Annotated in this window: 30 protein-coding genes, 1 tRNA gene and 1 pseudogene; 12 read left to right on the forward strand and 20 right to left on the reverse strand. The window is 57.4% G+C overall.

Annotated features, from left to right (window positions below; genetic code table 11):
* Positions 1-41 precede the first annotated feature (41 nt).
* From F475_RS11675 to F475_RS11685, 3 genes are read left to right on the forward strand one after another with little or no spacing between them, the layout of a single operon-like run.
* Positions 42-1016 carry an alpha/beta fold hydrolase gene (locus tag F475_RS11675; RefSeq protein ID WP_111453943.1) on the forward strand — a complete coding sequence of 325 codons (975 nt, stop codon included), beginning with the start codon at positions 42-44 and terminating at the stop codon, positions 1014-1016.
* 37 nt (positions 1017-1053) lie between these two features.
* Complete coding sequence (locus tag F475_RS11680; protein ID WP_111453944.1) at positions 1054-1470, forward strand: hypothetical protein; 417 nt, start codon at positions 1054-1056, stop codon at positions 1468-1470.
* Between the two features lie 6 nt (positions 1471-1476).
* On the forward strand, positions 1477-1929 hold the full coding sequence (locus F475_RS11685) for a hypothetical protein (protein WP_111453945.1): 453 nt from the start codon (positions 1477-1479) through the stop codon (positions 1927-1929).
* Between the two features lie 76 nt (positions 1930-2005).
* Here the strand turns inward: F475_RS11685 and gabP are convergent, their stop codons facing one another.
* Positions 2006-3397 (reverse strand): GABA permease, encoded by a 1392-nt coding sequence (gene gabP, locus F475_RS11690; protein WP_018929225.1) that lies wholly within the window; start codon positions 3395-3397, stop codon positions 2006-2008.
* Positions 3398-3950: 553 nt separating this feature from the next.
* Here gabP and F475_RS11695 point away from each other — a divergent pair.
* The 7 genes and pseudogenes from F475_RS11695 to F475_RS11720 all read left to right on the forward strand — a co-directional run bounded on the left by F475_RS11695 (position 3951) and on the right by F475_RS11720 (position 8809).
* Positions 3951-4724 carry an ABC transporter ATP-binding protein gene (locus F475_RS11695; RefSeq protein ID WP_018929226.1) on the forward strand — a complete coding sequence of 258 codons (774 nt, stop codon included), beginning with the start codon at positions 3951-3953 and terminating at the stop codon, positions 4722-4724.
* A gap of 13 nt (positions 4725-4737) precedes the next feature.
* Positions 4738-5484, forward strand: a complete 747-nt coding sequence (locus F475_RS11700; protein WP_111453946.1) for an ABC transporter substrate-binding protein — start codon at positions 4738-4740, stop codon at positions 5482-5484.
* 78 nt (positions 5485-5562) lie between these two features.
* A complete protein-coding gene (locus tag F475_RS11705) occupies positions 5563-6258 on the forward strand; it encodes an ABC transporter permease (RefSeq protein ID WP_018929228.1) in 696 nt (231 codons plus the stop codon).
* On the forward strand, positions 6255-6944 hold the full coding sequence (locus F475_RS11710) for an ABC transporter permease (protein WP_007897471.1): 690 nt from the start codon (positions 6255-6257) through the stop codon (positions 6942-6944). Before F475_RS11705 ends, F475_RS11710 begins: the two co-directional genes overlap by 4 nt.
* Positions 6925-8154, forward strand: a complete 1230-nt coding sequence (locus tag F475_RS11715; RefSeq protein ID WP_111453947.1) for a methyltransferase — start codon at positions 6925-6927, stop codon at positions 8152-8154. The genes F475_RS11710 and F475_RS11715 overlap by 20 nt, the downstream gene beginning before the upstream one ends.
* 336 nt (positions 8155-8490) lie before the next feature.
* Positions 8491-8655, forward strand: a pseudogene (locus F475_RS31065) (FkbM family methyltransferase); the annotation flags it as partial.
* Between the two features lie 78 nt (positions 8656-8733).
* Positions 8734-8809 (forward strand) — tRNA-Thr (locus F475_RS11720).
* 139 nt (positions 8810-8948) lie between these two features.
* Here the strand turns inward: F475_RS11720 and F475_RS11725 are convergent.
* The 9 genes from F475_RS11725 to F475_RS11770 all read right to left on the reverse strand — a co-directional run bounded on the left by F475_RS11725 (position 8949) and on the right by F475_RS11770 (position 15364).
* Positions 8949-9698, reverse strand: a complete 750-nt coding sequence (locus tag F475_RS11725; protein WP_111453948.1) for a hydroxypyruvate isomerase family protein — start codon at positions 9696-9698, stop codon at positions 8949-8951.
* A gap of 175 nt (positions 9699-9873) precedes the next feature.
* Positions 9874-10230 (reverse strand): hypothetical protein, encoded by a 357-nt coding sequence (locus F475_RS11735; protein ID WP_256597097.1) that lies wholly within the window; start codon positions 10228-10230, stop codon positions 9874-9876.
* On the reverse strand, positions 10196-10594 hold the full coding sequence (locus F475_RS11740; protein WP_007939479.1) for a carboxymuconolactone decarboxylase family protein: 399 nt from the start codon (positions 10592-10594) through the stop codon (positions 10196-10198). Before F475_RS11740 ends, F475_RS11735 begins: the two co-directional genes overlap by 35 nt.
* 314 nt (positions 10595-10908) lie before the next feature.
* Complete coding sequence (locus tag F475_RS11745; RefSeq protein WP_111453950.1) at positions 10909-11619, reverse strand: SDR family NAD(P)-dependent oxidoreductase; 711 nt, start codon at positions 11617-11619, stop codon at positions 10909-10911.
* Between the two features lie 43 nt (positions 11620-11662).
* Positions 11663-12319 carry a DsbA family oxidoreductase gene (locus tag F475_RS11750; protein ID WP_111453951.1) on the reverse strand — a complete coding sequence of 219 codons (657 nt, stop codon included), beginning with the start codon at positions 12317-12319 and terminating at the stop codon, positions 11663-11665.
* The gene (locus tag F475_RS11755; RefSeq protein ID WP_007939483.1) at positions 12316-12537 is read right to left on the reverse strand and encodes a 4-oxalocrotonate tautomerase family protein; all 222 of its coding nucleotides are present in this window, start codon (positions 12535-12537) and stop codon (positions 12316-12318) included. Before F475_RS11755 ends, F475_RS11750 begins: the two co-directional genes overlap by 4 nt.
* A 376-nt stretch (positions 12538-12913) precedes the next feature.
* Entirely contained in the window at positions 12914-14038 is a 1125-nt protein-coding gene (gene fic / locus F475_RS11760; RefSeq protein ID WP_111453952.1) for a protein adenylyltransferase Fic, read from the reverse strand.
* Between the two features lie 238 nt (positions 14039-14276).
* Entirely contained in the window at positions 14277-14954 is a 678-nt protein-coding gene (locus F475_RS11765) for an RES family NAD+ phosphorylase (RefSeq protein WP_111453953.1), read from the reverse strand.
* The gene (locus tag F475_RS11770) at positions 14954-15364 is read right to left on the reverse strand and encodes an MbcA/ParS/Xre antitoxin family protein (protein WP_111453954.1); all 411 of its coding nucleotides are present in this window, start codon (positions 15362-15364) and stop codon (positions 14954-14956) included. Before F475_RS11770 ends, F475_RS11765 begins: the two co-directional genes overlap by 1 nt.
* A gap of 259 nt (positions 15365-15623) precedes the next feature.
* On the opposite strand from F475_RS11770, the gene F475_RS30350 reads away from it, so the two are divergent.
* The gene (locus F475_RS30350) at positions 15624-15806 is read left to right on the forward strand and encodes a hypothetical protein (protein ID WP_155944817.1); all 183 of its coding nucleotides are present in this window, start codon (positions 15624-15626) and stop codon (positions 15804-15806) included.
* 191 nt (positions 15807-15997) lie between these two features.
* Positions 15998-16924: a LysR family transcriptional regulator gene (locus F475_RS11775; protein ID WP_064615871.1), complete on the forward strand. Its 927-nt coding sequence runs from the start codon at positions 15998-16000 to the stop codon at positions 16922-16924.
* Here the strand turns inward: F475_RS11775 and F475_RS11780 are convergent.
* The 10 genes from F475_RS11780 to aguB all read right to left on the reverse strand — a co-directional run bounded on the left by F475_RS11780 (position 16841) and on the right by aguB (position 24561).
* Complete coding sequence (locus F475_RS11780) at positions 16841-17158, reverse strand: AzlD domain-containing protein (protein ID WP_007939492.1); 318 nt, start codon at positions 17156-17158, stop codon at positions 16841-16843. The two genes, F475_RS11775 and F475_RS11780, sit on opposite strands and share 84 nt — an antisense overlap.
* Positions 17137-17853 (reverse strand): AzlC family ABC transporter permease, encoded by a 717-nt coding sequence (locus tag F475_RS11785; protein WP_111453955.1) that lies wholly within the window; start codon positions 17851-17853, stop codon positions 17137-17139. Before F475_RS11785 ends, F475_RS11780 begins: the two co-directional genes overlap by 22 nt.
* Entirely contained in the window at positions 17850-18263 is a 414-nt protein-coding gene (locus F475_RS11790) for a GNAT family N-acetyltransferase (RefSeq protein WP_173861173.1), read from the reverse strand. Before F475_RS11790 ends, F475_RS11785 begins: the two co-directional genes overlap by 4 nt.
* A 46-nt stretch (positions 18264-18309) precedes the next feature.
* Positions 18310-19056 (reverse strand): 2OG-Fe dioxygenase family protein, encoded by a 747-nt coding sequence (locus F475_RS11795; protein WP_018929285.1) that lies wholly within the window; start codon positions 19054-19056, stop codon positions 18310-18312.
* A gap of 230 nt (positions 19057-19286) precedes the next feature.
* Entirely contained in the window at positions 19287-20573 is a 1287-nt protein-coding gene (locus F475_RS11800) for an OprD family porin (RefSeq protein WP_018929286.1), read from the reverse strand.
* A gap of 237 nt (positions 20574-20810) precedes the next feature.
* Positions 20811-21206 carry a nuclear transport factor 2 family protein gene (locus F475_RS11805; RefSeq protein WP_111453956.1) on the reverse strand — a complete coding sequence of 132 codons (396 nt, stop codon included), beginning with the start codon at positions 21204-21206 and terminating at the stop codon, positions 20811-20813.
* 17 nt (positions 21207-21223) lie between these two features.
* Positions 21224-21895, reverse strand: a complete 672-nt coding sequence (locus F475_RS11810; RefSeq protein WP_064615868.1) for a DsbA family protein — start codon at positions 21893-21895, stop codon at positions 21224-21226.
* A 217-nt stretch (positions 21896-22112) separates the two neighbouring features.
* On the reverse strand, positions 22113-22325 hold the full coding sequence (locus tag F475_RS11815) for a hypothetical protein (protein WP_018929289.1): 213 nt from the start codon (positions 22323-22325) through the stop codon (positions 22113-22115).
* A gap of 246 nt (positions 22326-22571) precedes the next feature.
* Entirely contained in the window at positions 22572-23678 is a 1107-nt protein-coding gene (gene aguA / locus F475_RS11820; protein WP_111453957.1) for an agmatine deiminase, read from the reverse strand.
* Between the two features lie 4 nt (positions 23679-23682).
* Positions 23683-24561 (reverse strand): N-carbamoylputrescine amidase, encoded by an 879-nt coding sequence (gene aguB, locus F475_RS11825; RefSeq protein ID WP_019581765.1) that lies wholly within the window; start codon positions 24559-24561, stop codon positions 23683-23685.
* Between the last annotated feature and the right edge of the window lie 123 nt (positions 24562-24684).

Below are 24684 nucleotides of genomic sequence, written 5' to 3' on the forward strand. Positions count from 1 at the left end.
GAAGGCTATGGTGAATAACTCGCCGCAAAGGTTCAAAGCCGATGAACTTGCAGGACATGCCCTCACTGGCCCCGACTCAACTCGAGTTACCGTTACCCACCCGCACACCCGGCGAATCCTTCAGGGAGCCCGCCGCCGATGGCTTCCTCCTTGGCGGCTTCACCTGGCGACACCCCCATCAAGACCCAACTCGCCCGGTGGTTATCGTCAACGCTGCCACCTCTGTCCGTTGCCGACACTATTCGCGCTTCGCCGATTACCTGTTCGCCAACGGCTTTGACGTGATCACTTATGACTACCGAGGCATCGGCGAGTCGCGTCCCGCATCGTTGAAAGGGCTCGAGGCCTCATGGTCCGACTGGGGCGCGCTGGATTTCGAGGCGATGCTGCAAAGAGCGCAACGCGAGTTTGCAGGACAACCCATCAATGTCGTCGGCCACAGCTTCGGCGGCTGTGCTGCGGGGCTGGGGGCCTCCGGGCATTTGATCCGACGTCTGGTGACGGTGGGCGCGCAGTTCGCTTACTGGCGCGACTACGCCCCCGCTCATCGCTGGCGGATGTTCGCCAAGTGGCACGTGGTGATGCCGTTGATGACTATGCTTTGCGGCTACTTCCCCGGCAAACGCCTGGGTTGGCTCGAAGACACCCCCGCTGGCGTGGTTCGCGACTGGAGCACGCCCAGCAACCGATATGAGAAACGCCCCAGCGGTCGCCTCATCCACGCCAGAACCGGTCGACTGCCCTTCGCCAACGTCAGCGCACAAACCCTGGCCATCAGCCTCAGCGACGATCCCTACGGCACGATTCCAGCCATAGAACGCCTGCTTGGCTACCTCACCGGCAGTACAAATACCCACCTGAGAATCACACCTGAGGACATCGGCGAAGAAGAAGTCGGACATTTCGCCTTTTTTCGCAGCGCATACCAAGCCACACTATGGCCCATTGCATTGTCCTGGCTGCAGACCGGCGAGCTGGCCCCTGATACACCCGGGCGGCGAGTGCCACGCAACTGATTGATGCACCCTCTCAACGAAATACGGAACGACGCCCATGGCCTCCGCCAACAAGCAGAACAAACGCGCCTCCCGCGCCAAAGCCAAGGCCAAGCAGAACCGCACCCAGCGGGCCGCCGCGCCGGTCGAGCTGGACCCGAACGACGATCGCATCGACTTCGAATCGGTGGACCTGACCGAACTGTTCAAAAAAATGATCGACGCCGAAAAGTCCAGTCAGCAGGCCATGTGCACAGCCTTCCTTGAAGACCCGTTGCTGGAGTTGGTGTACGAACAGGAAGGCGAAGAAGGCGCGATGGACTTCATCCTCGCGGCGCTGATCGAATACCGCCAATGGTCCACCGAGACCGACGAAGCAGGCGCCCTGGCGTGGATCGAATCCCCAGCCTTCCAGACTGATTACGTGGCGGCGTCCGACGCCATCGCGGCCCAAACCCAACAGAAAACCCACTGAGTTCCCATGGCATCCCTGAATAAGCAACAGAAACGCGCCAAACGCGCAAAGGCCAAAGCCAAACAGATCCGCATGGTCGGCAGAAAGCCTGCCGATCTGAACGATGACCTGGGTGAGATCGGCGAGCCGATCCCGGAATACACCCTGGCGATGTTCAGCAAAATGCGTGACGCCGAAGCCTCCAGCCGCAACGACATGCTGCTGACCCTGCTGTCGAACCTCGCCGGCATCATCAGCGACCATCCAGAACTGCTGGACATGGAAAACGCCGACAACGAAGCCATGGCCGCCACGCACCTGGCCGCCGACATGCTGATCGACTACCGCATGTGGGCCGATGGCATGGACCGCGATACCGCCCAGGCCTGGCTGACCGATCCGCAATTCATCACTGACTTTGGCGATGCGCTGGACAGTTATCGTCAGTCGCTGGATGCGCAGGAAGAAAAGGTCGAGTAGACACGCCTCCTCTTCAAAACTAAAAACGGCCGCGTGTCATCACTGACAGCGGCCGTTTTGCGTTACGCGGTACGGATCAGCTCAGCACCACAGCGCCCAGTTTCTGCAGCTTGCGACGACGCGCCACAAACAAACCGGCAGCCACCACCAACACGCTCAGCAAGCCAGTCGCGAGGATCTCCACGCGATGCGCTTCCTGGAACAGCATGATGGTCAGGGCGGCGATGATGAATACGATCACCGCGTAGGTCAGACCCGGGAACAGCCACATGCTGAAGGCGATTTTTTCACCGCGAGCCATGCGCTGTTTGCGCATACGCAGTTGCGAAAATGCAATCACCAGGTACACCAGCAACGCGATGGCGCCAGAGCTGGCCAGCAGGAATTCGAACACGGCAGCCGGGGCCACGTAGTTGGCGAAGACTGCAAGGAATGCCGCAGCGGTCGACAGCATCACGGCCCAGTAAGGTGTGCCGCTGCTATTGGTGCGCTGGGAAACGGCTGGCGCGTCGCCGCGTTTGCCCAGCGAGAACATCATCCGCGAAGCGGTGTAGAGCGCGGAGTTCAGGCAGCTGGTGACCGCAACCAGAACCACGATATCAACGATCAGCTTGGCATTCGGGATCCCCATGCGCTCCAGCACGGTCTGGTAGGAACCGACGCTGGCCAGAATCGGGTCGTTCCACGGCACCAAGGCCACAACGATGAAAATGGAGACGAGGTAGAACAAGCCAATCCGCCAGATGACCGAGTTGGTGGCCTTGGAGATCTGCTGGCCAGGGTTCTTCGATTCCGCGGCCGCAATGGTCACGATCTCGGTGCCCATGAAGGAAAACATGGTGGTCAGAATGGCGCCGAGCACCGCGCCCATGCCGTTTGGCAGGAAGCCTTGAGTGTCAAACAAGTGCGACACGCCACTGACCTGGCTGGTGGGCAGGAGGCCGAAGATCGCCAGAATGCCCAGACCGATAAAGCCGATGATCGCCACGACTTTGACCAGGGCGAACCAGAACTCGAACTCGCCATAGTTCTTCACGCTGAACAGGTTGGTCACCGTCAGCAGTAACGTGATGACCAAGGTGAAGGCCCAGATCGCCACGTTCGGGAACCAGGCATGCAGAATGGTCGCCGCAGCGTTAGCTTCCAGCGGGATGACCAAAACCCAGAACCACCAGTAGAGCCAGCCGATGGTGAAACCGGCCCAGTGACCGATCGCACGATCGGCATACGTCGAGAAGGAGCCTGTATCTGGCGATGCAACGGCCATCTCGCCGAGCATGCGCATGACCAGAACCACCAGCGCACCGGCGGCAGCGTAGGCCAACAACACGGCCGGGCCTGCAGCGGCGATGGCGTGGCCGGAGCCGACGAACAGGCCGGCACCGATAACCCCGGCGATCGACAGCATGGTCACATGACGCGGTTTGAGCCCCTGTTCGAGGCCATTGGAGCTTTGCGTACTGCTCATTGAAACTACCTTTGCCTGGAAATCGATTCAGTCCACCCTGCCTGAAAATCCCTTCTCGTAAAAAGAATCCAACAGAGTGTTCCTTATTCTGCACGCAATAATTGCGCCAAAATGTTTCACGCCCCCGGTATACGCGGCCTGTGCGCCGATGGAGCGCTTATCGCAAGTCATTGAGATTAATGGCATTTAGCCAGAGCGTTACCTTGCCACCCACTTCAGGAACGAATCCATGCACCGGAAACACACCCAAAAAGGCAGGCGCGCACAATAAAAGTGCAGATCAGGAACGTTTGGCCGGTTAGCGCTTCCAACACCCCGCCAAAGCTGGCAACATCGCGCCTTTTTTTACGGGACAGCCGGTCCACATCGGGTTCAAACGGCTGTTCGGTTGATAGCAGCGCGACAGTCTGCTGTACCGATGCGACAACCTGCCACACGCCATCCGTTTACCGTCCCGAGCGCTGTTGGCTGCCATTCGAACGCTATGCTAGCTTGGCCGCCTCGCCAGGAAGGCGACCAACAGCAGGAGCGCAACACACTATGAGGAACGCACATGGCTGAGGCCACGCCCGCGCTTGAAATCCGCAACTTGCACAAACGCTACGGACAGCTTGAGGTGCTCAAAGGCATCTCGCTGACCGCCCGCGACGGCGACGTGATCTCGATCCTGGGCTCCTCCGGTTCCGGCAAGTCCACGTTCCTGCGTTGCATCAACTTGCTGGAAAACCCGCACCAGGGCCAGATCCTGGTGGCCGGCGAAGAACTCAAGCTCAAATCCGCCAAGAACGGCGAACTGGTCGCTGCCGACGGCAAACAGATCAATCGCCTGCGCAGCGAGATCGGTTTTGTATTTCAAAACTTTAATCTCTGGCCGCACATGACCGTGCTCGACAACATCATCGAGGCCCCGCGCCGCGTACTCGGCCAGAGCAAGGCCGAGGCCATCGAAGTCGCCGAAGCCCTGCTGGCCAAGGTCGGCATCGCTGACAAGCGCCACGCCTACCCCGCGCAACTCTCCGGCGGCCAGCAGCAACGCGCGGCCATCGCCCGTACCCTGGCGATGCAGCCCAAGGTGATTCTGTTCGACGAACCCACCTCCGCCCTTGACCCGGAAATGGTCCAGGAAGTACTTAATGTCATCCGCGCATTGGCCGAAGAAGGCCGCACCATGCTGCTCGTGACCCATGAAATGGGCTTCGCCCGTCAGGTTTCCAGCGAAGTGGTGTTCCTCCACCAAGGCTTGGTAGAAGAACAAGGATCGCCGCAGCAGGTGTTCGAAAACCCGCTTTCGGCGCGCTGCAAACAATTCATGTCCAGCAACCGCTAACGGAGCTACCCGCATGCAGAACTTCAAAAAGATCTTCCTGGCTGCGGCCGTCACCCTGGCCTTCAGCGCCGGTGCCGCCGCCGAGACCTTGAAGATGGGCATCGAAGCGGCCTACCCGCCGTTCAACAACAAAGATGCCAGTGGCAATGTCGTCGGCTTCGACAAAGACATCGGCGACGCCTTGTGCGCCAAGATGAAAGTCGAGTGCACCGTGGTCACCTCCGATTGGGACGGCATCATCCCGGCCCTGAACGCCAAGAAGTTCGACTTCCTGATCTCCTCGATGTCGATCACCGATGAGCGCAAGCAAGCGGTGGACTTCACCGCACCGTACTATTCCAACAAACTGCAGTTCATTGCCAAAAAAGACGTCGACTTCAAGACCGACAAGGCTTCGCTGCAAGGCAAGGTGATCGGGGCCCAACGCGCGACCCTGGCCGGCACCTGGCTGGAAGACAACATGGAAGGCGTCGAAGTCAAACTCTACGACACCCAGGAAAACGCTTACCTGGACCTGACTTCCGGTCGTCTGGACGGCATCCTGGCCGACAAGTACGTCAACTATGAATGGCTGAAAAGCGACGCCGGCCGTCCTTACGAATTCAAGGGTGACCCGGTTGAAGAAAGCGACAAGATCGGTATCGCCGTTCGCAAGAACGACCCGATCCGCGAAAAGCTGAACGCTGCGCTGAAAGAAATCGTCGCTGACGGCACCTACAAGAAGATCAACGACAAGTACTTCCCGTTCAGCATCTATTGATTCTGACCTGCCCGACCGGCGCCGTTCGCTGACGGCGCCAGTCCTTGGCATTGCCTGCCGCGATTTGAAAAGAAATCCATGATTATCGACCTCTACGGATTCGGCCCGGCGCTCGCCGCTGGCGCACTGATGACTGTGAAACTGGCACTCTCGGCCTTGTGCCTGGGGCTGGTGCTCGGTCTGCTCGGCGCCTTGGCCAAGACTTCCCCGTACAAGCCGTTGCAATGGCTTGGCGGCACTTATTCAACGCTGGTTCGCGGCATCCCGGAATTGCTCTGGGTGCTGTTGATCTACTTCGGCACAGTCAACCTGATGCGTGCGCTGGGTGAGTTCTTCGGCAACCCCGAGCTCGAACTCAACGCCTTTGCCGCCGGCGTGATTGCGCTGGGGCTGTGTTTCGGCGCCTATGCCACGGAAGTGTTTCGCGGGGCGATTCTGGCGATTCCCAAAGGTCACCGTGAAGCCGGTGTGGCCCTGGGCCTGTCGAAATTCCGCATCTTCACCAAGTTGATCATGCCGCAGATGTGGCGCATCGCCCTGCCGGGCCTGGGCAATCTGTTCATGATTCTGATGAAAGACACTGCGCTGGTATCGGTCATCGGCCTTGAAGAAATCATGCGTCACGCGCAAATCGGCGTGACCGTGTCCAAGCAACCGTTCACCTTCTATATGGTGGCTGCCTTCATGTACCTGGGCCTGACCATTCTGGCCATGACCGGCATGCACTTAATGGAACGACGCGCCGCTCGCGGCTTTGCGAGGAGCACCCAATGAATTGGGAAGTCATCATCAAGTGGCTGCCAAAACTGGCTCAGGGCGCGACGCTGACTCTGGAACTGGTGGCCATCGCCGTGATTGCCGGGTTGCTGCTGGCAATTCCGCTGGGCATCGCTCGCTCATCGCGACTCTGGTATGTGCGGGCATTCCCCTACGGCTACATCTTCTTTTTCCGTGGCACGCCGTTGCTGGTTCAGCTGTTCCTGGTCTACTACGGCCTGGCGCAGTTCGATGCGGTGCGTAACAGCTCGATGTGGCCGTACCTGCGCGATCCGTTCTGGTGCGCCACCGCGACCATGACCTTGCACACCGCGGCCTACATCGCCGAGATCCTGCGTGGCGCGATCCAGGCGATTCCACCGGGCGAGATCGAAGCGGCGCGGGCGCTGGGCATGTCCCGGGCCAAGGCGTTGTTCTACATAATGCTGCCACGTGCTGCGCGTATCGGCCTGCCGGCGTACAGCAACGAAGTGATCCTGATGCTCAAGGCCAGTGCCCTGGCCAGTACCGTGACCCTGCTGGAACTGACCGGCATGGCCCGCACCATCATTGCTCGCACCTACCTGCCGGTGGAGATCTTCTTCGCCGCGGGCATGTTCTATCTGCTGATGGCTTACGTGCTGGTGCGCGGCTTCAAGCTGCTGGAGCGCTGGTTGCGCGTCGATGCCTGCCAAGGGCGTTGACGCCTGCGTGCTGACGGGCGAGACCCTGCTCGCCCGCTTCGCTGCGCTGGATGCTTTTCTGATCGAGCATCAGGCGCTGTGGAAGCCCCGACCGTTTACCCATCTGCAACTACCCTGGGAAGCGTCCTACCCGGAACTGGCGTTGTGGCTACGCGGGCGGTCGCTGGACGATGCGGAAAACAGTCATAACCAGCCTGGCGGGCTCGATGCGCCGGAGCCGTTTGCTTCATTGGCGGCGATGTCTCTTGAGCTGAGTGCGGTGGGCGAATTGCCGGCTCGTGCACTCGAAGCGGCGGGCCATCGGTTGAATGTGGATGTGCCGGGGCGCAAGTGGCAGCAGATTGAAGCGTTCGCCGGCTGCTTGCAGTTTGCCCGTGCACCGACGCATTGGCTGGACTGGTGTTCGGGCAAGGGCCATTTGGGGCGACGCCTGCTGCAAACCGGTCAACAATTGACCTGCCTGGAATACGACCCGGCGTTGGTCGCCAGCGGCGAGGCACTCAGCCAGCGCCATCAAATGCATGCGCTGCATGTCGAACAGGATGTACTCGCGCCTGGCGCAGCCTCTTTATTGAATGCCGATCACACACCCGTAGCGCTGCACGCCTGCGGGGATCTGCATGTGCGACTGATCCAGCTCGCCAGCGCCGCCGGTTGCAAACAACTGGCCATCGCACCGTGCTGTTACAACCGGATCAGTCTGAACACCTATCGGCCACTTTCCTGTGCGGCCGAGCGCTCCAACCTACACCTTTCCCTCGATGATCTTGCGCTGCCGATGAGCGAAACCGTCACCGCCGGCGCTCGCGTCCGACGCCAGCGCGACACCTCCATGGCCCGGCGCCTGGGGTTCGACCTGCTGCAACGGCAATTGCGCGGCGTCGACGAATACCTGCCCACCCCTTCCCTGCCCAGCGCCTGGCTGGACAAACCCTTCTCCGATTACTGCCGCGATCTGGCCGCACTCAAAGACTTATCCACAGTCGGCACGCCAGATTGGACCGAACTGGAAGCCGCCGGTTGGCAGCGACTGGCCGAAGTGCGCAACCTGGAGCTGCTGCGAGGCCTTTTCCGACGGCCTCTGGAGCTGTGGCTGGTACTCGATCGGGCACTTTTCCTCATTGAGCAGGGTTATGTCGTTCGTCTCGGCACCTTCTGCGAATCCCCACTCACACCGCGCAATTTCCTGCTTCTGGCAGAGCGCCCTTAAACAGTCACAGCCTGTGGATAACTCTGTTGATGGAATTATCGTGGATCCAATATCCACGCTGTTTTACGCCCAAAACACTACTGGTCATTTTTTGTTCACAAAAATAAAAAACCCGTAAAACAGGCATTTGCGGACAAATGAGAACGAGTCCACAAAAGCGCAATGATCAAGCAGATTCCGCCAGCCCGTTGTGCATAAGCATTCAATCAAAACGACATAACCGCCGAATTCCGGACACCACGGCGAAAAATTGCGCCTGGCAATGCCCCTTGCTATACACGCATACGAGGGCGCCGACAGTGCGGCCATGAACAAGAAAAATCTTCGACCGTGACGTTCTGCAGAGGCCATCAATTCAGCCACCCCGTCACCAACACCGAAAACCACCTCCCCGCCGCCCTGCAACGCGCTGAACACGCCGAAGCGCAACTGCGGGCGATGCAAAACAGCCGAGCCTGGCGCACCCTGCAGAAACTCAAGAAAGTACTGCATCGCGCCTGACCGAAAGCCTGCGCAAAAATAGTCTGAATTCAGGGGTTTACAGAACCAACCCAATCGCTATAATCGTCGCCCTGACACGCCGGTATAGCTCAGATGGTAGAGCAACTGACTTGTAATCAGTAGGTCCCGGGTTCGATTCCTGGTGCCGGCACCATACAAAACAAAGCCCTCGTAGAAATACGAGGGCTTTGTTGTTTCTGGCATCTAGAGAGGCAGCCCTTGTAGATACCGTCTTAACCCTCCCCTGCGCCAAATCTACCTGCACGCCGCCCCATCACAATTTCACTTCAGCGCTAAGCACTTAACTGCCTAATCCAGTCAAGACTCGCCACGGTAGAACCGGAAGGACGGTATTCACACCCGATCCATCCTGTGTAGCCACGCTGCTCCAGTGCCGCGAACAAGGCTGCAAAGTCGATGCTCCCCGTTCCCGGCTCGTGACGCCCCGGGCAGTCGGCAATTTGCACATGAACTGTTCTGTCGTAAAACCGAGCCAGAACATCTGCTGCGTCTCCAGTCAGAATCTGGGCATGGTAAAGATCGAGGATCAGCCCGACACTCGGGAAGGTTTCCAGCACTTGTTGCGCCTTGCTGAAGTCAGCCATGTAATAGCCCGGCATCTCCTGCGCACAAATTACTTCGATTAGCGGCCGCAACCCCTGATCCTCGAAGTACTTGACGGCATACTCCAGGTTGCTCCCGAAGACACGCCCTGCGTCATCCTGCGTCGTAACACCAGACATAATGTGGACATCCGAACATGCCAGCGCCTTTGCATAGCTGGCGGCCCGAAGCAAACCGTTGCGAAACTCTTCCTCCTTACCCTGCAAGGCAGCGATGCCTTTGGTAACACCAGCCGGTGCGGCGAACTGAATCAATGGCAGACTGTATTGAGCCAGATGGTCGGCCAAGAGACTCGCGTCGAACTCATAGGGTGATGGGAACTCCACCGCCCGAAAACCAGCTGCGGCGGCTGCTTCGATGCGTTGCAGAAAAGGCAATTCATTGAATTGGAAGCCGAGATGAGCATTGAACTTGAGCATTGGGTAAATATCCATCCTGGGAAGAAAATCATCAGCCTGAAGCATCCTTCGTAGCTCCAGCACAGCACTATAGGTTGACGTTGTCAGCAAGCTCAAATCGTGCGGGACTTTTTTGCTCAAACCAGGGATACGACGATTTCCATTTGGGAAAATAACGTTGCCCCTTTTCCACTTCTCAGAGGTCATTGTCCCCAGATACCGCCCCTGGCTGGGGCTCTTTGCCAATAAAAGGGGCGGTTTCCACTTCCAGCATCAGCAACACCATTTCCGTTAACTCGGCGTCGGACTTCTGTCCCGCATAGAGGTTATGGAGTGCTTTGGCAAAGGGGATGCGCAGGTCCTGGTTTTCTTCGCGGGCGGTATCGCTGGATTGCATGAGTTCGCTGATGGCTCGCAGCACAGCCGCTTGCCACCGAGCGGTGGTCCTGGGACCACCGCTGGTGATTGCAATCAACTTATCCTTCGTCAGCTGGCGAAGGGCAGGTTCTCGCAACGGCTTATGCGGCTTTGGGTTGCGAGTGATCTTTGACATACCGGACGATACTCAGCGTTTCCTGCCGGAACTGCTCGTAGTCGATCTGCTGGGCGTTAATAAAGGTGCTGCCCATCATGGTCAGCGAGCCCATAAAGCTGGCTTCGGAAATTTCCTCATCGCTCGCGCCAAACAAGCGCGCGGCTTCGGTATGGAACAGAGCGCAATACTTGCAACGGGTCGCCCCGGATACCGCCAGACCTATCAACTCCTTGTACTTATTAGGAATCTTGGTATCTGCCAGCCAGAAATCCCGGGCTACGCCCCAGAATCCGATCGCGCCGCCTTCCGGCATCTGCTTGATCCACTCCGGAACCAGACCCAGGGTCTGTTCAATTTCCTGATAGGTATCACGAATGGCCATTTGACACCTCCTTACCTCTGTAGAGACATCTTCTATAGAGATATAACTAGTTTAGTTCCCTGGCGGCCATGCCAGAGCTAGCTGCAGCACGACTTCAGCAAATGAACTCTTAACCATCGTAGAAACAACAGGATGGATTTAGACTTTTCGGGCGCAATGACGCACCGCTCAGTACCTGGAGTTATCAGACTTGGCGGGTTGGCTAAGGGACGATCTTCGGATGATGCACGTGCTGGTAAAGCGTGCACCATACAAAACAAAGCCCTCGCAAAAACGCGAGGGCTTTGTTGTTTCTGATGTTTAGAAAACAGGTCTTAGTGACCCGCACTCTGCCCGCCATCAACGTGCAGGATTTCCCCGGTGACAAAGTTGGCGCTGTCCAGATACACAACAGCCTGAGCAATATCGCTGATCTCGCCCATGTGCCCAACCGGATGCAAACTCCCCAGCGCTTCATGGGTTTCCTCTCCGTGCATCGGCGTTTTGATGATGCCGGGGCTAACCGCATTCACTCGAATCCCGCGCTTGGCGTACTCGATGGCCAGTGATTTGGTCGCCGCGTTCAAGCCACCTTTGGTCAACGAAGCCAGTACCGATGGCACACCGTCAATGGCGTGGTCCACCAGGCTGGTGGTGATGTTGACGACGTGGCCTTTGCCCAGCTTTTCCATCTCTGCTATCGCGAGTTGCGTGATGTAGAAGAAACCATTCAGGTTCACCGACAGCACCGCGGCATAGTCTTCCGGGGTGTAAGCAGTGAACGGCTTGGCAACGAAGATCCCGGCGTTGTTGACCAGGGTGTCGATGCGGCCAAAACGTGCGATCGCTTCACGAATGACTTGCCGAGCGACTGCCGGGTCGCCGATGTCGCCCGCCACGGTGAGGATATCCGGGTCGGTGGACGGTTTGATCGAACGCGAAGTGGCGACAACCTTGTAATCGAGATCACGGAAAGCCTTGACCATGCCTGCGCCGAGCCCTTGGGATGCGCCAGTAATTACGATGACTTTTTTCGAATTGCTCATGATGAACCTCTACTCATAAATGATGGTTTGAAAAAGTGATTAATCAGGCTTCAACAGGCGCCTGTGCCATTTGTCTCAACATCTGTTCGTAGTACTCGACCGATTGCGAACCAGACACCAGGTGACGGCCGTTCAGCACCATGGCCGGTACCGAATTAATGCCGCGCTCGCGGTAAAACACTTCAAGCTCACGCACTTCCTGGGCAAACGCTCCGGACACCAACACCTCACGCGCACTCGCCGCATCCAATCCCACTTGCGCCGCCAGCCGAACCAGCGTCTCGCGATCGTTCGGGTTCTGGCCGTCGGTGAAATAAGCACGCAGCAGGGCTTTCTTGAGTGCGACCTGACGCCCTTCCTGCAACGCCCACAACAGCAATCGGTGAGCATCGAAGGTGTTATGGAAGTGGGTGCGCTTCTCCAGATCGAACTTGAACCCGATGGCCTCGCCACGAGCGATCTGCATCGCTTTACCGGCGGCGACGTCCTCGGCGCTGCGCCCGTACTTGCGCATCAAGTGCGCAACCGCGTTCTCGCCTTCGGCCGGCATGTCGGGGTTCAGTTCGAAAGGCTTGTAGGTCAGCTCGACCGAGACTTCACCCGCCATGTTCTCGATCGCTTGCTCCAGCGCCGTTGCACCCAAGGCGCACCACGGGCACACCACATCGGAAATGAAATCGATGGTGACGGAGGCGGTCATGACTGCCCCTCCGCCTCAGCCAGTTGCTTGCGGTACTGGGTGGTGGTGATACCGGCATAGCCCCAGTTATCGGTGTCGACTTCCTCGATCACGATGTGGGTCAGGTCCGGGCGTTTGTTGAGGACGCGTTCCAGGGTTTCAGTGATTTCGGCGATCACCTGAGCTTTCTGCTCCGAGGTAACACCATCGCGGGTAATGCGTACGCTGACAAAAGGCATGATGAGTCTCCAGTGACCTGCCCTTCGGGATGAATGGGTAGGTGGGTGGAGCTCAATGTAAGAGGTTGGTTTGGGGGGATAAAGGTGGGGGTAGGAACATCATTAGTTACGCGGTGTAATGAACTTGGATGGAGCTTTAGCCAAGATGAACCATCTTCAGGTGACTACTCTGTAGGACTAGGCTCCCATCCCTGTAATCCACTTTTTTTTACGTGTCACATTTTTTCAGTTTGTGAGACACGTTCTGGGAACGTGTCACTGACAACGACATGTGCGCTTCGAAGCGCTCCAGCTTGGCTAAAACTCACACCCACGCCACCGCACCCTCCTACCTCAAGCGAAAACGGCACGGCGTTTTTCTACACTTCCTGCTGCCTTAACCTGTGTAGTTTTTGAATTCGTTGCTATCACGGATGAGTAACTGCATCAGTTTCGGATGGATAAAAAGCTTCTCCTTACCCACCTGAACCTCCTGCAAAACTCCAATGAGCACCAGTTCTTTCAAGTGACGTGATGCAGCTTGGCGCTGAGCGATTTTCTTATCGACCACGTTGCTGATACGACAGTAAGGCTGCTCGAAAATGACATCCACCAGCTCGCGCGAGTAGGTTTTGGGCAGTTGTTCACGCACAAACTGAGTGGTGTGTTCGGACAATGCGCGAATAGCTGCAATCTTTGCTGTCGTCCAACGAGCGGTTTCTTCTACAGCGCTCAGCATGAACAACACCCAAGGCTCCCAAGCTCGTTTGGTCGTTACTTCCAACAAGAGTCGGTAATAATCGGCACGGTAGGCAATGATGTAGCGACTGAGGTAAAGAATAGGTAGGTTTAACAGGCCTTCCTGGATCAAAAACAAGGTATTGATGACTCGCCCGGTGCGACCGTTACCGTCAATAAAAGGATGAATTGCCTCAAATTGATAATGTCCGACAGCCATACGAACGAGGGGGTCGAGATCGGTTTCGTTGTGTAGAAAGCGCTCCCAGTTGGCGAGAAGATTACGCAAGTGCTCCTCCCCTTCGGGCGGGGTATAGATAACTTCACCTGTACGGTCATTCGCGAGCTGTGTACCCGGTGTACGGCGAATATCCAACTTCGCGCCCTTGAGCGTGCGACAGATTTCTACTGCAGTGTTAGTGGACAACGGTCGTTGGCTGAGAGATTGGAAGCCTTGATTCAGAGCGGTTCGATAACGCAAAGCTTCCTTGGTCGCCGGGTCCGCATGGCTCTCAGTATCTTGGGCATGCTGAAATAGCAAATCAGTAGTAGTGACAATACTTTCTATTTCCGAGCTGTCTTTGGCCTCCAGCAGTGGGATTGTATTGATCAAGACAGTCTGATTAGGAATCAGCTCTGCGGCCTGCTTTAACTCGGCCAACGCGGTACGTGCCTCAATACATTGTTTGAGGACAGCCCGTGTTTCCAACTCGATTCCTGGCGGTAGCAATGGCAGCTGGTTATATGGTTTATCGGCCTGCCATGGCAGCAGCGGTTCGGTCATGGATACGATCCTGATCATTTTGTATGATTTTTGAGCAGAAAGAGCCTTCACTCGTGTCGTCAGTGTAGACATGAGACATTAACGTGTCGCAGTTTTTCACTTTTTGCGACACGTTTTTGGAACATGTCGCCGCGGACGACATATTGGCCACACGTGTTACCCAAATCGAGTTTTGGCGACACGAGCTCATCCAAGGCGTGGGCCTCCCGAATTCAATCTGGGCTTTTAGTTTCCGGTGTCACACCTCACTGACTTCAAACACAAACGAGATCCTGCGACTGCTCGCACTCCACACATACCGAATGTGCTTCCCCTGCTTCGGAATGGACACGGCCGGCGGCCGAAACGCGGCAACACATTCATGCCCGGGCAATCGAACGCTGTTGTAGAGCAATCCCCAGGACAACGTTTCGCGCAGTTGCCGGGCAAAGGTCTGGGCTGGACCGTAGGCGTTGGGATCCGGGTCGTGCAGGTGTGGGTAGTCGGCGCGGATGTCGTGCAGAGGTTTGACCACCCGGTTGACGTAGGTACGCATGGTCAACTCAAGATCCGGTTCGTTGGTCGCGGCGAGGAAGCGTTCCTGGTGATAACTCGTCTCGGCAATGGCGGCGGCCTGGCTGCTGGCGGCGTAGTAGACGCCAAAGGTGCCGTCGGTGAAGCGACTGGTTTTGCCGATGTGGGTGAACGCGGCCATCACCGGTGTGGAGCCGGGACCGGAGATGCGGTCTTCGGGGCGCACGCGGGTGAGCACGCCGGCTTCTTCCATCAGCCGATCGTTGGTCAAGGCTTCCAACGCGTAGGCAGTGGGCAGGTCTTCGGGGTCGAGGACGTCTTCGAACAACGAGATCGGCGGGAAGCAACTGTTGACGATCCGATAGGCCCGCGGCCACTGCGGGTCGGCCAGTTCCGGCGCCATCAACCGCGTACCCCATCGAGATAACGGCGTACGTCAGCGATGTCGACCACGCGACCGGCCAGCATGTAGCTCAATGCCGATTGGCCATTGAACGGTGCGGCGGTGTTGGGGCTGCTGACCCATGTGTAGGCACGTTCGCGACTGTTGCTGAAGATGATGCTCAGCGCTTTGTGGATGCCCATCAAATACGAGATGCGCTCCAGGGTGTCGTGGGGCAGGTGCACGTTGGGTGGCAGGTGTTTGTATTTGTAGAAAGTCGTATTACCGACTTTGCCCAGGAGTGTGCGTTGTTGCTCGGCGGTACAGCCCCAGCGTTCCATGAGGTTGAAGAAAAACTTCAGCGCGACTCGACCGGCTTCTGGGGAGTCGAGTTGTTGCTGTGGGCTGAGGACAGTGGATGAGGCAGGCATGGGAATAGCCTCCTTGGGTATGATGTCTTGATTTCAGACTAGTACAGATACGAACAAAAATGAATTTTTAATTCATAAGCGTATTAATCTGCTCCCCCTTCGAAAAGAGCATTCACACCCGCTTTTCCGCAGCCTGAAAAGACGCCGACATACGGTCCGACACACACGTTGACACCCCCACTATAGGGGCAGAGAATTAAATCGAGAGCGCGAAACCGACTGCCTCCAAGTGGCAATAGTCGGCGGAGGGACCTAGTTGATGACTTGGAAATCGACGCCTGGTGAGACCTCTTCTCCCCTGCTTGAGGGAGCACAATATCAAGCACCTTTTCATGAAAGCAGCCTGATCAGGCTGCTTTTTTTTGCCTTGGGAAAAGGTTTCGTTGATAAAACAAGCAGCCAAAAAACGCCCACACCTCCCCCATCCGGGCCACTTTCTTGACCCCGATCATCTCCCCTCCAACAAAAATCTCGATCCTGTGCAAGCCTCCAGCCATCGGACGCAGAATCATTTCGCTACTAAACTCGGGACAAGCATGCTCTGGTGCAGGATCATAGCCAGCACGCGACCCACGCCCACCGGGCGGCAAGGTACACAACAATAGCCAGCCCACTTTAGAGGGCATTACCCAAATGGATAGCAGAACCTTACGCAACCTCATGCGCATCGTGCAGACCGGCTCGTTGTCGGCGGCGGCAGAGCATTCCTTTTTGACCGTGCAGGCATTGGCCGCGCAGTTGAACAAGGTCGAAGAGCAGTTCGGTTTTCGGTTGTTTCGTCGCTCCAACAAGGGGCTGACCCTGACCACACAGGGCACGGAGCTCACGCCCTACATGGACAAAGTGTTGGTCGCCACGCGGCAGCTGGAAGAGAAAGTCGCCGCGCTCAAGGTGCCCGGGCAGCGCACGCTCAAGGTTGCGCTTAACACCACGCTCTCGGCCGACTTCAACCGGCGAATGATCGGACGCCTCATCGAGGTGTTTGCTGATTATCAGCTGGAATTCAGCTACGCCGAGTCGATGGAAAACCTCAGCAAGTTGAAGAATGAGGACTTCGACCTGGCCGTGCTGATCGGGCCGCAACAGCCGGGGTTGCCCAGCATTGCCCTGCCCGATGTGCAAGTGCAGGTGGTCGGTGCTCATTGCGGTCAGGAAAACGACCCGCTGGTGCTGCTTGGCAATAAATTTCAGGTTCGGCCGGCCGACGACTGTCCGTATTCCCACAGCTTCTTGCGCTTTCTCGACGCAGGCCTTGGCAACTACGAGTCAGGCAAGCGGATGATCTATTCCTGCAGTGAAACCCTGACCCTATCGTTGATCACGCAAATGGACGGACTGGGCATGGTTTCCCGTGAGGCGGCCCTGCGTAACGGCCTGACCATTTTCCCGGGGTTCGAGGACTCCCTCGAAGTGCGGCTGGCGATCAATAATCCCGAGTTGTCGGGTCAGGCCTTGAATGAAGTGGTCGATCTGCCGTTACATGAACGAGCCGAGCGCAATGTACGCAGCCGTTCCCACCGCAACGGAGAGAAAGAGATTTTTGCTGAAATACGCACATAACAACGTCGGAATGGCTGCATAAAATTCCGGGCGATCGAGCTGCACATGCTGATCCTTGATCAACAGGGGCGTGAGGCTGATGGCAGCCACGATCGCCACCGGCAGGTATTCCAGCGCCCGGGCGACCAGAGGTGGCCAATGATCGGTGTTCACCTGCAGCGGCAACGCGCGTGGCAGGAATGTCACGGCCATCATCAGCGCGACGACCAGGATCAGGAACGTTTGGTCAGGCATACACCCACTCCGCAGCCCACGAATGTGGCGATGAATACGTTGAAGGGTGAGTTGCCAATCAGGCTCAGTGCACCCATGCAAGCGACCGCGGCCAGTGCGGCGATCAGTTTGTTGCGGGTGTTGCAGAGCGATACCAGCACGTAGAGCATCATCGCGGTCAGTGCATAGTCGAGCTGATATTTGATCAGGTGCGCCGCGTACTGCGCGCAGATCGCCCCCAGCAAACCGCCGAGTACCCACGAGGTGTGGCAATACAGATTGAAGCCGATCAGGTAACGCACATTGACCGGCGAGCCCTTGCCCAGTTTGACGCTGTGGAAGGCGAACGATTCATCGGTCAGCCCACCGGCATAACACCAACGCTCCAGACGACTGAGCCCCATCGCTTGCAGGGCCTTGGCCATGTAGACCGACATCAGCATGTGCCGCGCATTGATCAGAAACGTGGTGAGGATAATGGTGGTCAGCGACGCACCGCTGGAGATCAACGCCAGGGCGGCGAACTGCGAGGCGCCGGCGTAGACGAACAGGCACATCGCGACCGGCAGCCACACGGGCATCCCGGCATTGACGGCCATCAGACCGAACACAAACGACACCGTGAAGTAGCCCGCAATCACCGGGCTGGCTTCAGCAAACGTGCGCGAGGGCTGGGGCTCGACCATCAGCGGCTGGCTGCTGGACGTCTCATTCATAGGTCCCTCTCAAAGGTAGTTTCGCCGCGCGGCTCACAAAAGCCCTGGGCACTCCAAAAGCGTTTGCCGGCAAGGTTAGCATCGTCGACGAACAGGAACATCCGCAGCACACCCACCCGTTTCATGTCCGCCGAGGCCGCTTCCACCAGACGTTGACCGACGCCCTGGCTGCGATACAACGTGCTCACCGCCAGGTGATTGATGGTGCCACGGCTACCAAGCATGCCGCCCAACACCGCGCCGACCACTTCGCCACCGACATCGAGTGCGAGGAACGCGGTGGTGGTTTTCTGCTCCAGCACACCGCGCAGGCATTTGGCGTCCTGCCATTCACAGAACGACACTTCTTCGAATTGCCGAAAGAAGCGCTCCAGGCGTTGGGCATCCTTGGCCGTCGCGCGTCGCAGCATCACCGGTGCAGAGCACTCGGTGATGTTCATCATGGGGTCGAACTGTTCAGCGAACAATGTCGAAAGCGGTCCCGGGCCGCGAGAAGGAAATGGCCAGAATCTGCCGATAGGCCATTTCGTGAGCATGGGTGTTGCGCGCCGGTGTCACGTAGTGACGCATCTCGCGATCGAGGAAGTAGGTGGTGTCGAGGATTTCCAGATAGGTCGTTGCCGCCAGCTGTTCCTCTTGGGCCGAATACAAACGGCTCTCCGCCCCGTCCACATTGTTGCGACCCCAGAAATGCACACCGCTGAACGGATAACCGTCGCAATGAATACCTTCCGGGGTGATTTCCAGTTGCTTGCCCGGCTTGATCTCGATGCGGATCTGATGAATCTGGCATTGCCAGATTGCGTCGTGCAGTTCCGGCGGCAATACGTGTTTGTACACCTCGAAATCCGTATCGATCAGGCTGCGCATCACCGGCGAATTAATGACCTCATTAGAGAAGTCCTGGAAGTGCCGCTCCAGTCCACCGACGTAGCTGTTGTTGGCCTTCGATTGCACGTAGGCGCGATGTTCCAATTGCTTCAAGTCACGGGTGACCGGGTTGTATTCAAAATCGCTGTAGCGACGAAAACGCATGCCCGCATCGGCTTGGCCGTAATAACTGTCCGGCTCCATGTTTTCCCAACTTTTGGTCAGTCTGACGAAGTCGGAAAAATGACCGAAGAGATTGAAGTCGGCTCCCTGGACGTTGACATACTTGTCGCGCCGTAGCGATTCGCCAACTTCTCTGTTCAACACGATCATTACTAGGTCTCCGCTGCATTAAGCGGCCTAATCTAGTAGGTGCCGGATTGACGGCCCATGAGAAAGAATTTCAGGCATATCAAGCGTTGCTTGAAACGCAGGATAAAGTTGCTCCAATTCGACTTTTTACGATCGAAAACAGCCTTTTTCGGTGTTTTCATATGGTTATGAGGCAAAAAAAACCCCGAACCAGTCAGGGTTTTATCGAGTCTGAACAACTCAGCCGATCATCAGAAGATGTTGATCGGGTAATCCACGAATACGCGCAGTTCGTTGCCGCTGACGTTGTACTCGCTGGATTTCTGCGACACACGCAGGATCGAGCTGCGTACCTTCACGCTCAGGTCTTTGGCCGGGCCACTCTGCACGACGTACTTGAACTGGTTGAAGATCTCGCGCTCGGTGCCGCCTTCGCTGGTGGAAGTGGTGATGTTGTCGCCGCGCACGTAGGCCACGTTGTAGCTCAGGCCCGGAACGCCGAAGGCGCCGAAGTCCAGACCGTAACCCAGCTGCCAGCTGCGTTCGTCTTCGGCGTTGAAGTCGGACCAGTAGGAGTTCGCCAGGTAAATGGTGTTGCCGCCGTCGCCGACGCGGTTCTGGCCGCGCTGATAGCCACCGTAGGCATAACCCAGGTTGCTGTCGCCGGTGCTGCGCTGGTGGGCGAGGGTGAACGAGTGCGGGCCGGTGGCAAAGGTCGCTGCCAGGCTCCAGATTTTGTTGTCGTCGCCGGTGACACCGTTTTCCCGGACGTAGGAGTTGTCCAGCTTGGTGCGATATCCGTTGAAGTCCAGGGTCAGGGACTGATCCTTGGCAATCGGGAACACGTAATTGGCGTTCACGTATTGCTTCTTCAGTACGTCTTCGACGTCGGAAGCGTATAGCGCTGCCTTGAACTGTTCAGTGAACTGGTAGCTACCGCCCAATACATTGATCGACTTCAAGCCACCGCTGTCACGGCCTTCAGCGCTTTTGCGCGATTCGGCGGTGAAGCGACCGGCGTTCAGCTCCAGGCCTTTGATCTCTTTGGAGGTGATCAAGGTGCCAGTATAGCTTTCCGGCAGCAGGCGGGAGTTGTCGTAGTTCAGCACCGGCAGGGCCGGCATCTGGTCACCGTAGGTCAGGACAGTGCTGGAGATACGGAATTTGACCGCGCCACCGAACTTGGACAGGTCATCCGCCGCGTTGCCGCTGTCGCCCTGCTTGAAGAAGTCGATACCACCGGCGCCGCTGCGGCCTTTGCCGCCGTCCAGACGCAGTGCGTACAGACCGAAGGCATCCACACCCACACCGACGGTGCCTTGGGTGAAACCGGATGAGTAAGTACCGATGGCCGCTTGGCCCCATTCGGCTTTGTCCGGATTGCCGTCTTTATAGTCACGATTGATGTAGGCGTTGCGCAGCAGCACTTTGAGGCTGCTGTCTTCAACAAAACCCTTGGATTCGGCCTGGTCGTTAGCCATGGCCTGTGTGGCGCTCAACATCCCCAGTGCGATCAGGCTGATTCGCTTGTTCAACATGTTATTTTCCTTATTACGGGTTGATACGCTCTGTGCCAAACAGCTGAAACGGCGCTATCGCGCTCTTTTTTCACCGCAAAAACAAAAAGGCCCGCCCACGAAAATTCGCGGCGGGCCTTTTATTGTTTTGTCAGTCGTGGCGGTTAGCCACAGGCGTTGGGGCGCATCCTATCTGCGCCCTTAATGATGTGTCAATTTCGTGAATCTTCTGTAAATAGGCGAAAATCGTCTAAGAAATCACTTGTCAGCGATAGCCAATTGCACGACATGGCTGTCGACGAATTGTTCGAAATGGGTGACTTTTCCATCGGCCAGAGTCCACAAGTGCGCGACTCGGGCATTCATCGCACGACCGGTAGCTTTATAGACGCCGCTGTAATTGCCGTAGGCAAATACCTTGTCGCCCTGAGCGACGTAGTTCTCGACCTTGAACCGAAAATCTTCCCACTCAGTGGCCAGGCGCTTGAAGACATTTTCGACGATCGCGTCGAAACCGACGTAGGTCCCGGCATACGGAAAACCTGCGGCTTCGGTCCAGCGGGCGTCATCGGCCAGCGCCGCGGCGGTGTTGCGCGCATTCTCCTGGGAGTTGACGCCTTCGTAGGTGCTTTTGATCAGGCTCAGGTTATCCATGGTGACTCCAGGTGAGTTCAATGGGCGCAGCCGTCGAGGCCACAGGTTTGAAACGCGGATGAAGACTCTGTTGCCGAAAGCGACTGGCTCAACCATTGGGCGAAGGCCTGCGGCTTGCCGAGCCAAGGGCCGATATCGACCAGGGTGAACTGGCCATCCTGTTCCAGCGCGAAGGTCGGGAAGCCCTGACCGCCGACACGGGCCAAGAGTGCGCGGCTGTCCTTGATATGGCGACCGGTATCAGCTGCACTAAATGCCTGCTGGAAAGCCTCGGGCTCAAGACCTGTCTGTGCGGCAAGTTCAAGCAAAACAGCCTCGTCAGCGATGCGTCGACCTTCCACGTAATGAGCCGTCTGCAAACGCCCCAGCAACTCCAGTCCGCGCCCGGCGATCTGCTCGGCTGCCAGCACGGCGGCAATCGGCGGCGTGGAGTCGAACACCGCCGTCTCATCACGCAGCAATCCCTCAAAATATGCTTCGCCAAACGGCTGGCCGGTGTACTCGGCGATGCGCCGATCGTGGGGCATGACGTAATTGCGTAGTTGTGGCGAAACGGTTTGGCGATTGGCACCGCTCATCATGCCGCCCCCGTGGCCGATCACCGGCAACACGGTTTGGGCAGCTTGCACCAAGGGTTTGGCGCCGTAGCACCAACCGCACAATGGGTCGTAAATGTAGTGAAGGGTCATGGGAAGACTCCGGCAATAAAGTAGGAAAACTCAATGCCGGCAGACTAATACTCAGATCGTTTTGGAAAAACGCCGGAATCGATTTCAGTCTGTTTCAAGAATCGGTCGAATGCCCCTTAACGGGCACCCACCGATCTTGCAGGCACCCACTTTTGCGACGGGCATAAAAAAGCGCCGCCTTCCCGGCAGCGCTTTTATCCATCCGTTGTTTTTCTTCTTATCCTTCCATCACATCCCACAATGCTTCCAGTTCCGCCTCGCTGAATAAACCAGCGGGATAGCGCTCGATCATCATCCGGCGCGGATCAGGTTCTCTGATCTGACGCGTTCCATTGGACTTCAACCACTGTGCCAGGACTTGAAGCGATTCGCTGTTAACTGCCAGGGGATGCAGTGCCCGCTCGCCCACTACGTTCATTTCGGCGTTCATCTCAGCGCTCTCTCCTGGTTTGTGAGCGGCTAACTTATCCAAGGTTTATGACAGAACATCGAAGTTCTCTCCCTCCCCGTGTTGCGCCATCGAAGATACAAGAGCTATGCCAATGTTTTCGAAGTGTCGATAAGTAGATACAAAAAAGCCCGAAGTCCTGATGGACTGCGGGCTTTCTGCGAGATAAGGAGGCCAAAATCGTTGCTCAATCGATTTTTCAATCAACTCAAGCTGTTACGTCCTCACTCACTCCTTGTGTGGAGCGGGCTGTTGTTGGGTAAGGCAATGGATGTTACCGCCCCCAAGTAACAGTTCGCGACCAGGCACCATGACGACTTCGTGCTGCGGGAACAGGTTCTGCAAAATCTCTTTGGCCGGCCCGTCCAGTGGGTCGTCGAAGCTTGGCGCGATGATGCCACCGTTGACGATCAGGAAGTTCACATAAGAGCCGGCCAGACGCACGGTCGGATTGCGCTCCTGAGTGCCGTCCACCGGGTCCACACCGGCGCACTCTTCTTCGGTCGCATACAGCGGCCCCGGAATCGGCATTTTGTGCACCGTGAACGAGCGCCCCTTGGCATCGGTGCTGTTTTGCAGCACGTTCATGGCCGCCTGGCAGCGTGGGTAGTTCGGGTCCTGCGGGTCGTCGGTCCAGGCCAGCAGCACTTCACCCGGACGCACATAGCAGCAGAAGTTATCCACATGGCCGTCGGTTTCGTCGTTGAACAAGCCGTCCGGCAGCCAGATGATCTTATCCACAGCCAGGTTTGCGCTGAGCACCGCTTCGATTTGCTCACGGCTCATGTGCGGATTGCGATTGCGGTTGAGCAGGCACTCTTCGGTGGTGATCAGGGTGCCTTCGCCATCGACATGAATCGAGCCGCCTTCGAGCACAAAACCCTCGGTGCGGTAGCGCGGGGTGCGCTCGATTTCGAGGATCTTGCCCGCCACCTGCGAGTCACGGTTCCACGGCGAATACAAACCACCGTCGAAACCACCCCAGGCATTGAAGTCCCAATCCACGCCACGGACTTCGCCGCTGCCATTGATGACGAACGTCGGGCCGGTATCCCGGACCCAGGCGTCATCGCTGGACATCTCCACCACACGAATATTCGGCACGTCGAGACGGGCGCGGGCATTTTCGTACTGGCCAGCGGAGACCGCCACGGTCACCGGTTCGAAACGCGCGATGGCCTTGGCCACTGCAACGTGCGCGGCTTGCGCCGGTTTGCCACCCAGGCGCCAGTTGTCCGGGCGCTCGGGCCAGACCATCCAGGTCTGGGTTTGGGGTGCCCACTCGGCAGGCATGTAAAAGCCGTCGGCGCGAGGGGTGCTGTTCAACGTGGTCATGGCTTCAGGACTCCAGGGAACCGTCGAGGGTTTTGATCGCGCCGTACAGGTTCGGACGACGGTCGCGGAACGAACCCCAGGCGCTGCGAATGTGCTCCAGCTCATCGAGGTCGAAGCTGTGAACCAGAATGCCTTCTTCGGTTTTGTTCAGCTCTTGGACCTTCTCGCCAAACTGGTTGGCGATGAACGACGAGCCGTAGAAGGTAATGTCGTAGCCGTCCTGCTCTTCATTGCCGATGCGGTTGCTGGCGATCAGCGGCATCAGGTTGGCACCGGCATGGCCCTGTTGCACGCGCTGCCAGTGGTCGCGGGACGAAATGGTCTTGTCGTGCGGCTCACTGCCAATGGCTGTCGGGTAGAACAGAATTTCCGCGCCTTGCAGCGCCATGCTGCGGGCGCACTCAGGGAACCACTGATCCCAGCAGATGCCCACGCCGATTTTCGCATAACGGGTGTTCCACACTTTGAAACCGGTATCGCCCGGGTTGAAGTAGTACTTTTCGTGGTAGCCAGGGCCATCCGGGATGTGGCTTTTACGATAAATCCCGAGGTTGCTGCCGTCGGCATCGATGATCGCGATGCTGTTGAAACGCGCGCGTCCGGCCAATTCGTAGAAGCTGATCGGCAGCACCACTTGCAGTTCCTTGGCGACTTTCTGGAAGTGCTTGATGGCGACGTTGTCTTCTACGGTCGTGGCCAGTTGCAGGTAGTCCGGGTTCGGCTTCTGGCAGAAGTACGGAGCCTCGAACAGTTCCTGGATCAGGATGATTTGCGCACCTTTGGCCGCTGCCTCACGGACCAGCTTCTCAGCGGTCTCGATGTTGGCTTCAAGGTCCCAGGAACAAGCCATCTGGGTGGCGGCGACGGTAACGATACGACTCATGAATCATCTCCTGGGCAAGTGCTTGAGGGTCAGTGTGGCATCGACCGATGACAGAACGGGAATCACCGGGCGTGGTTCGTCCACACCGTGGGCAGTGGCGACTTTATAGCCGATAAAAATCGG

The sequence above is a fragment of the Pseudomonas sp. URMO17WK12:I6 genome (assembly GCF_003253625.1).
In the GTDB taxonomy this organism is placed as follows: Bacteria; Pseudomonadota; Gammaproteobacteria; order Pseudomonadales; family Pseudomonadaceae; genus Aquipseudomonas.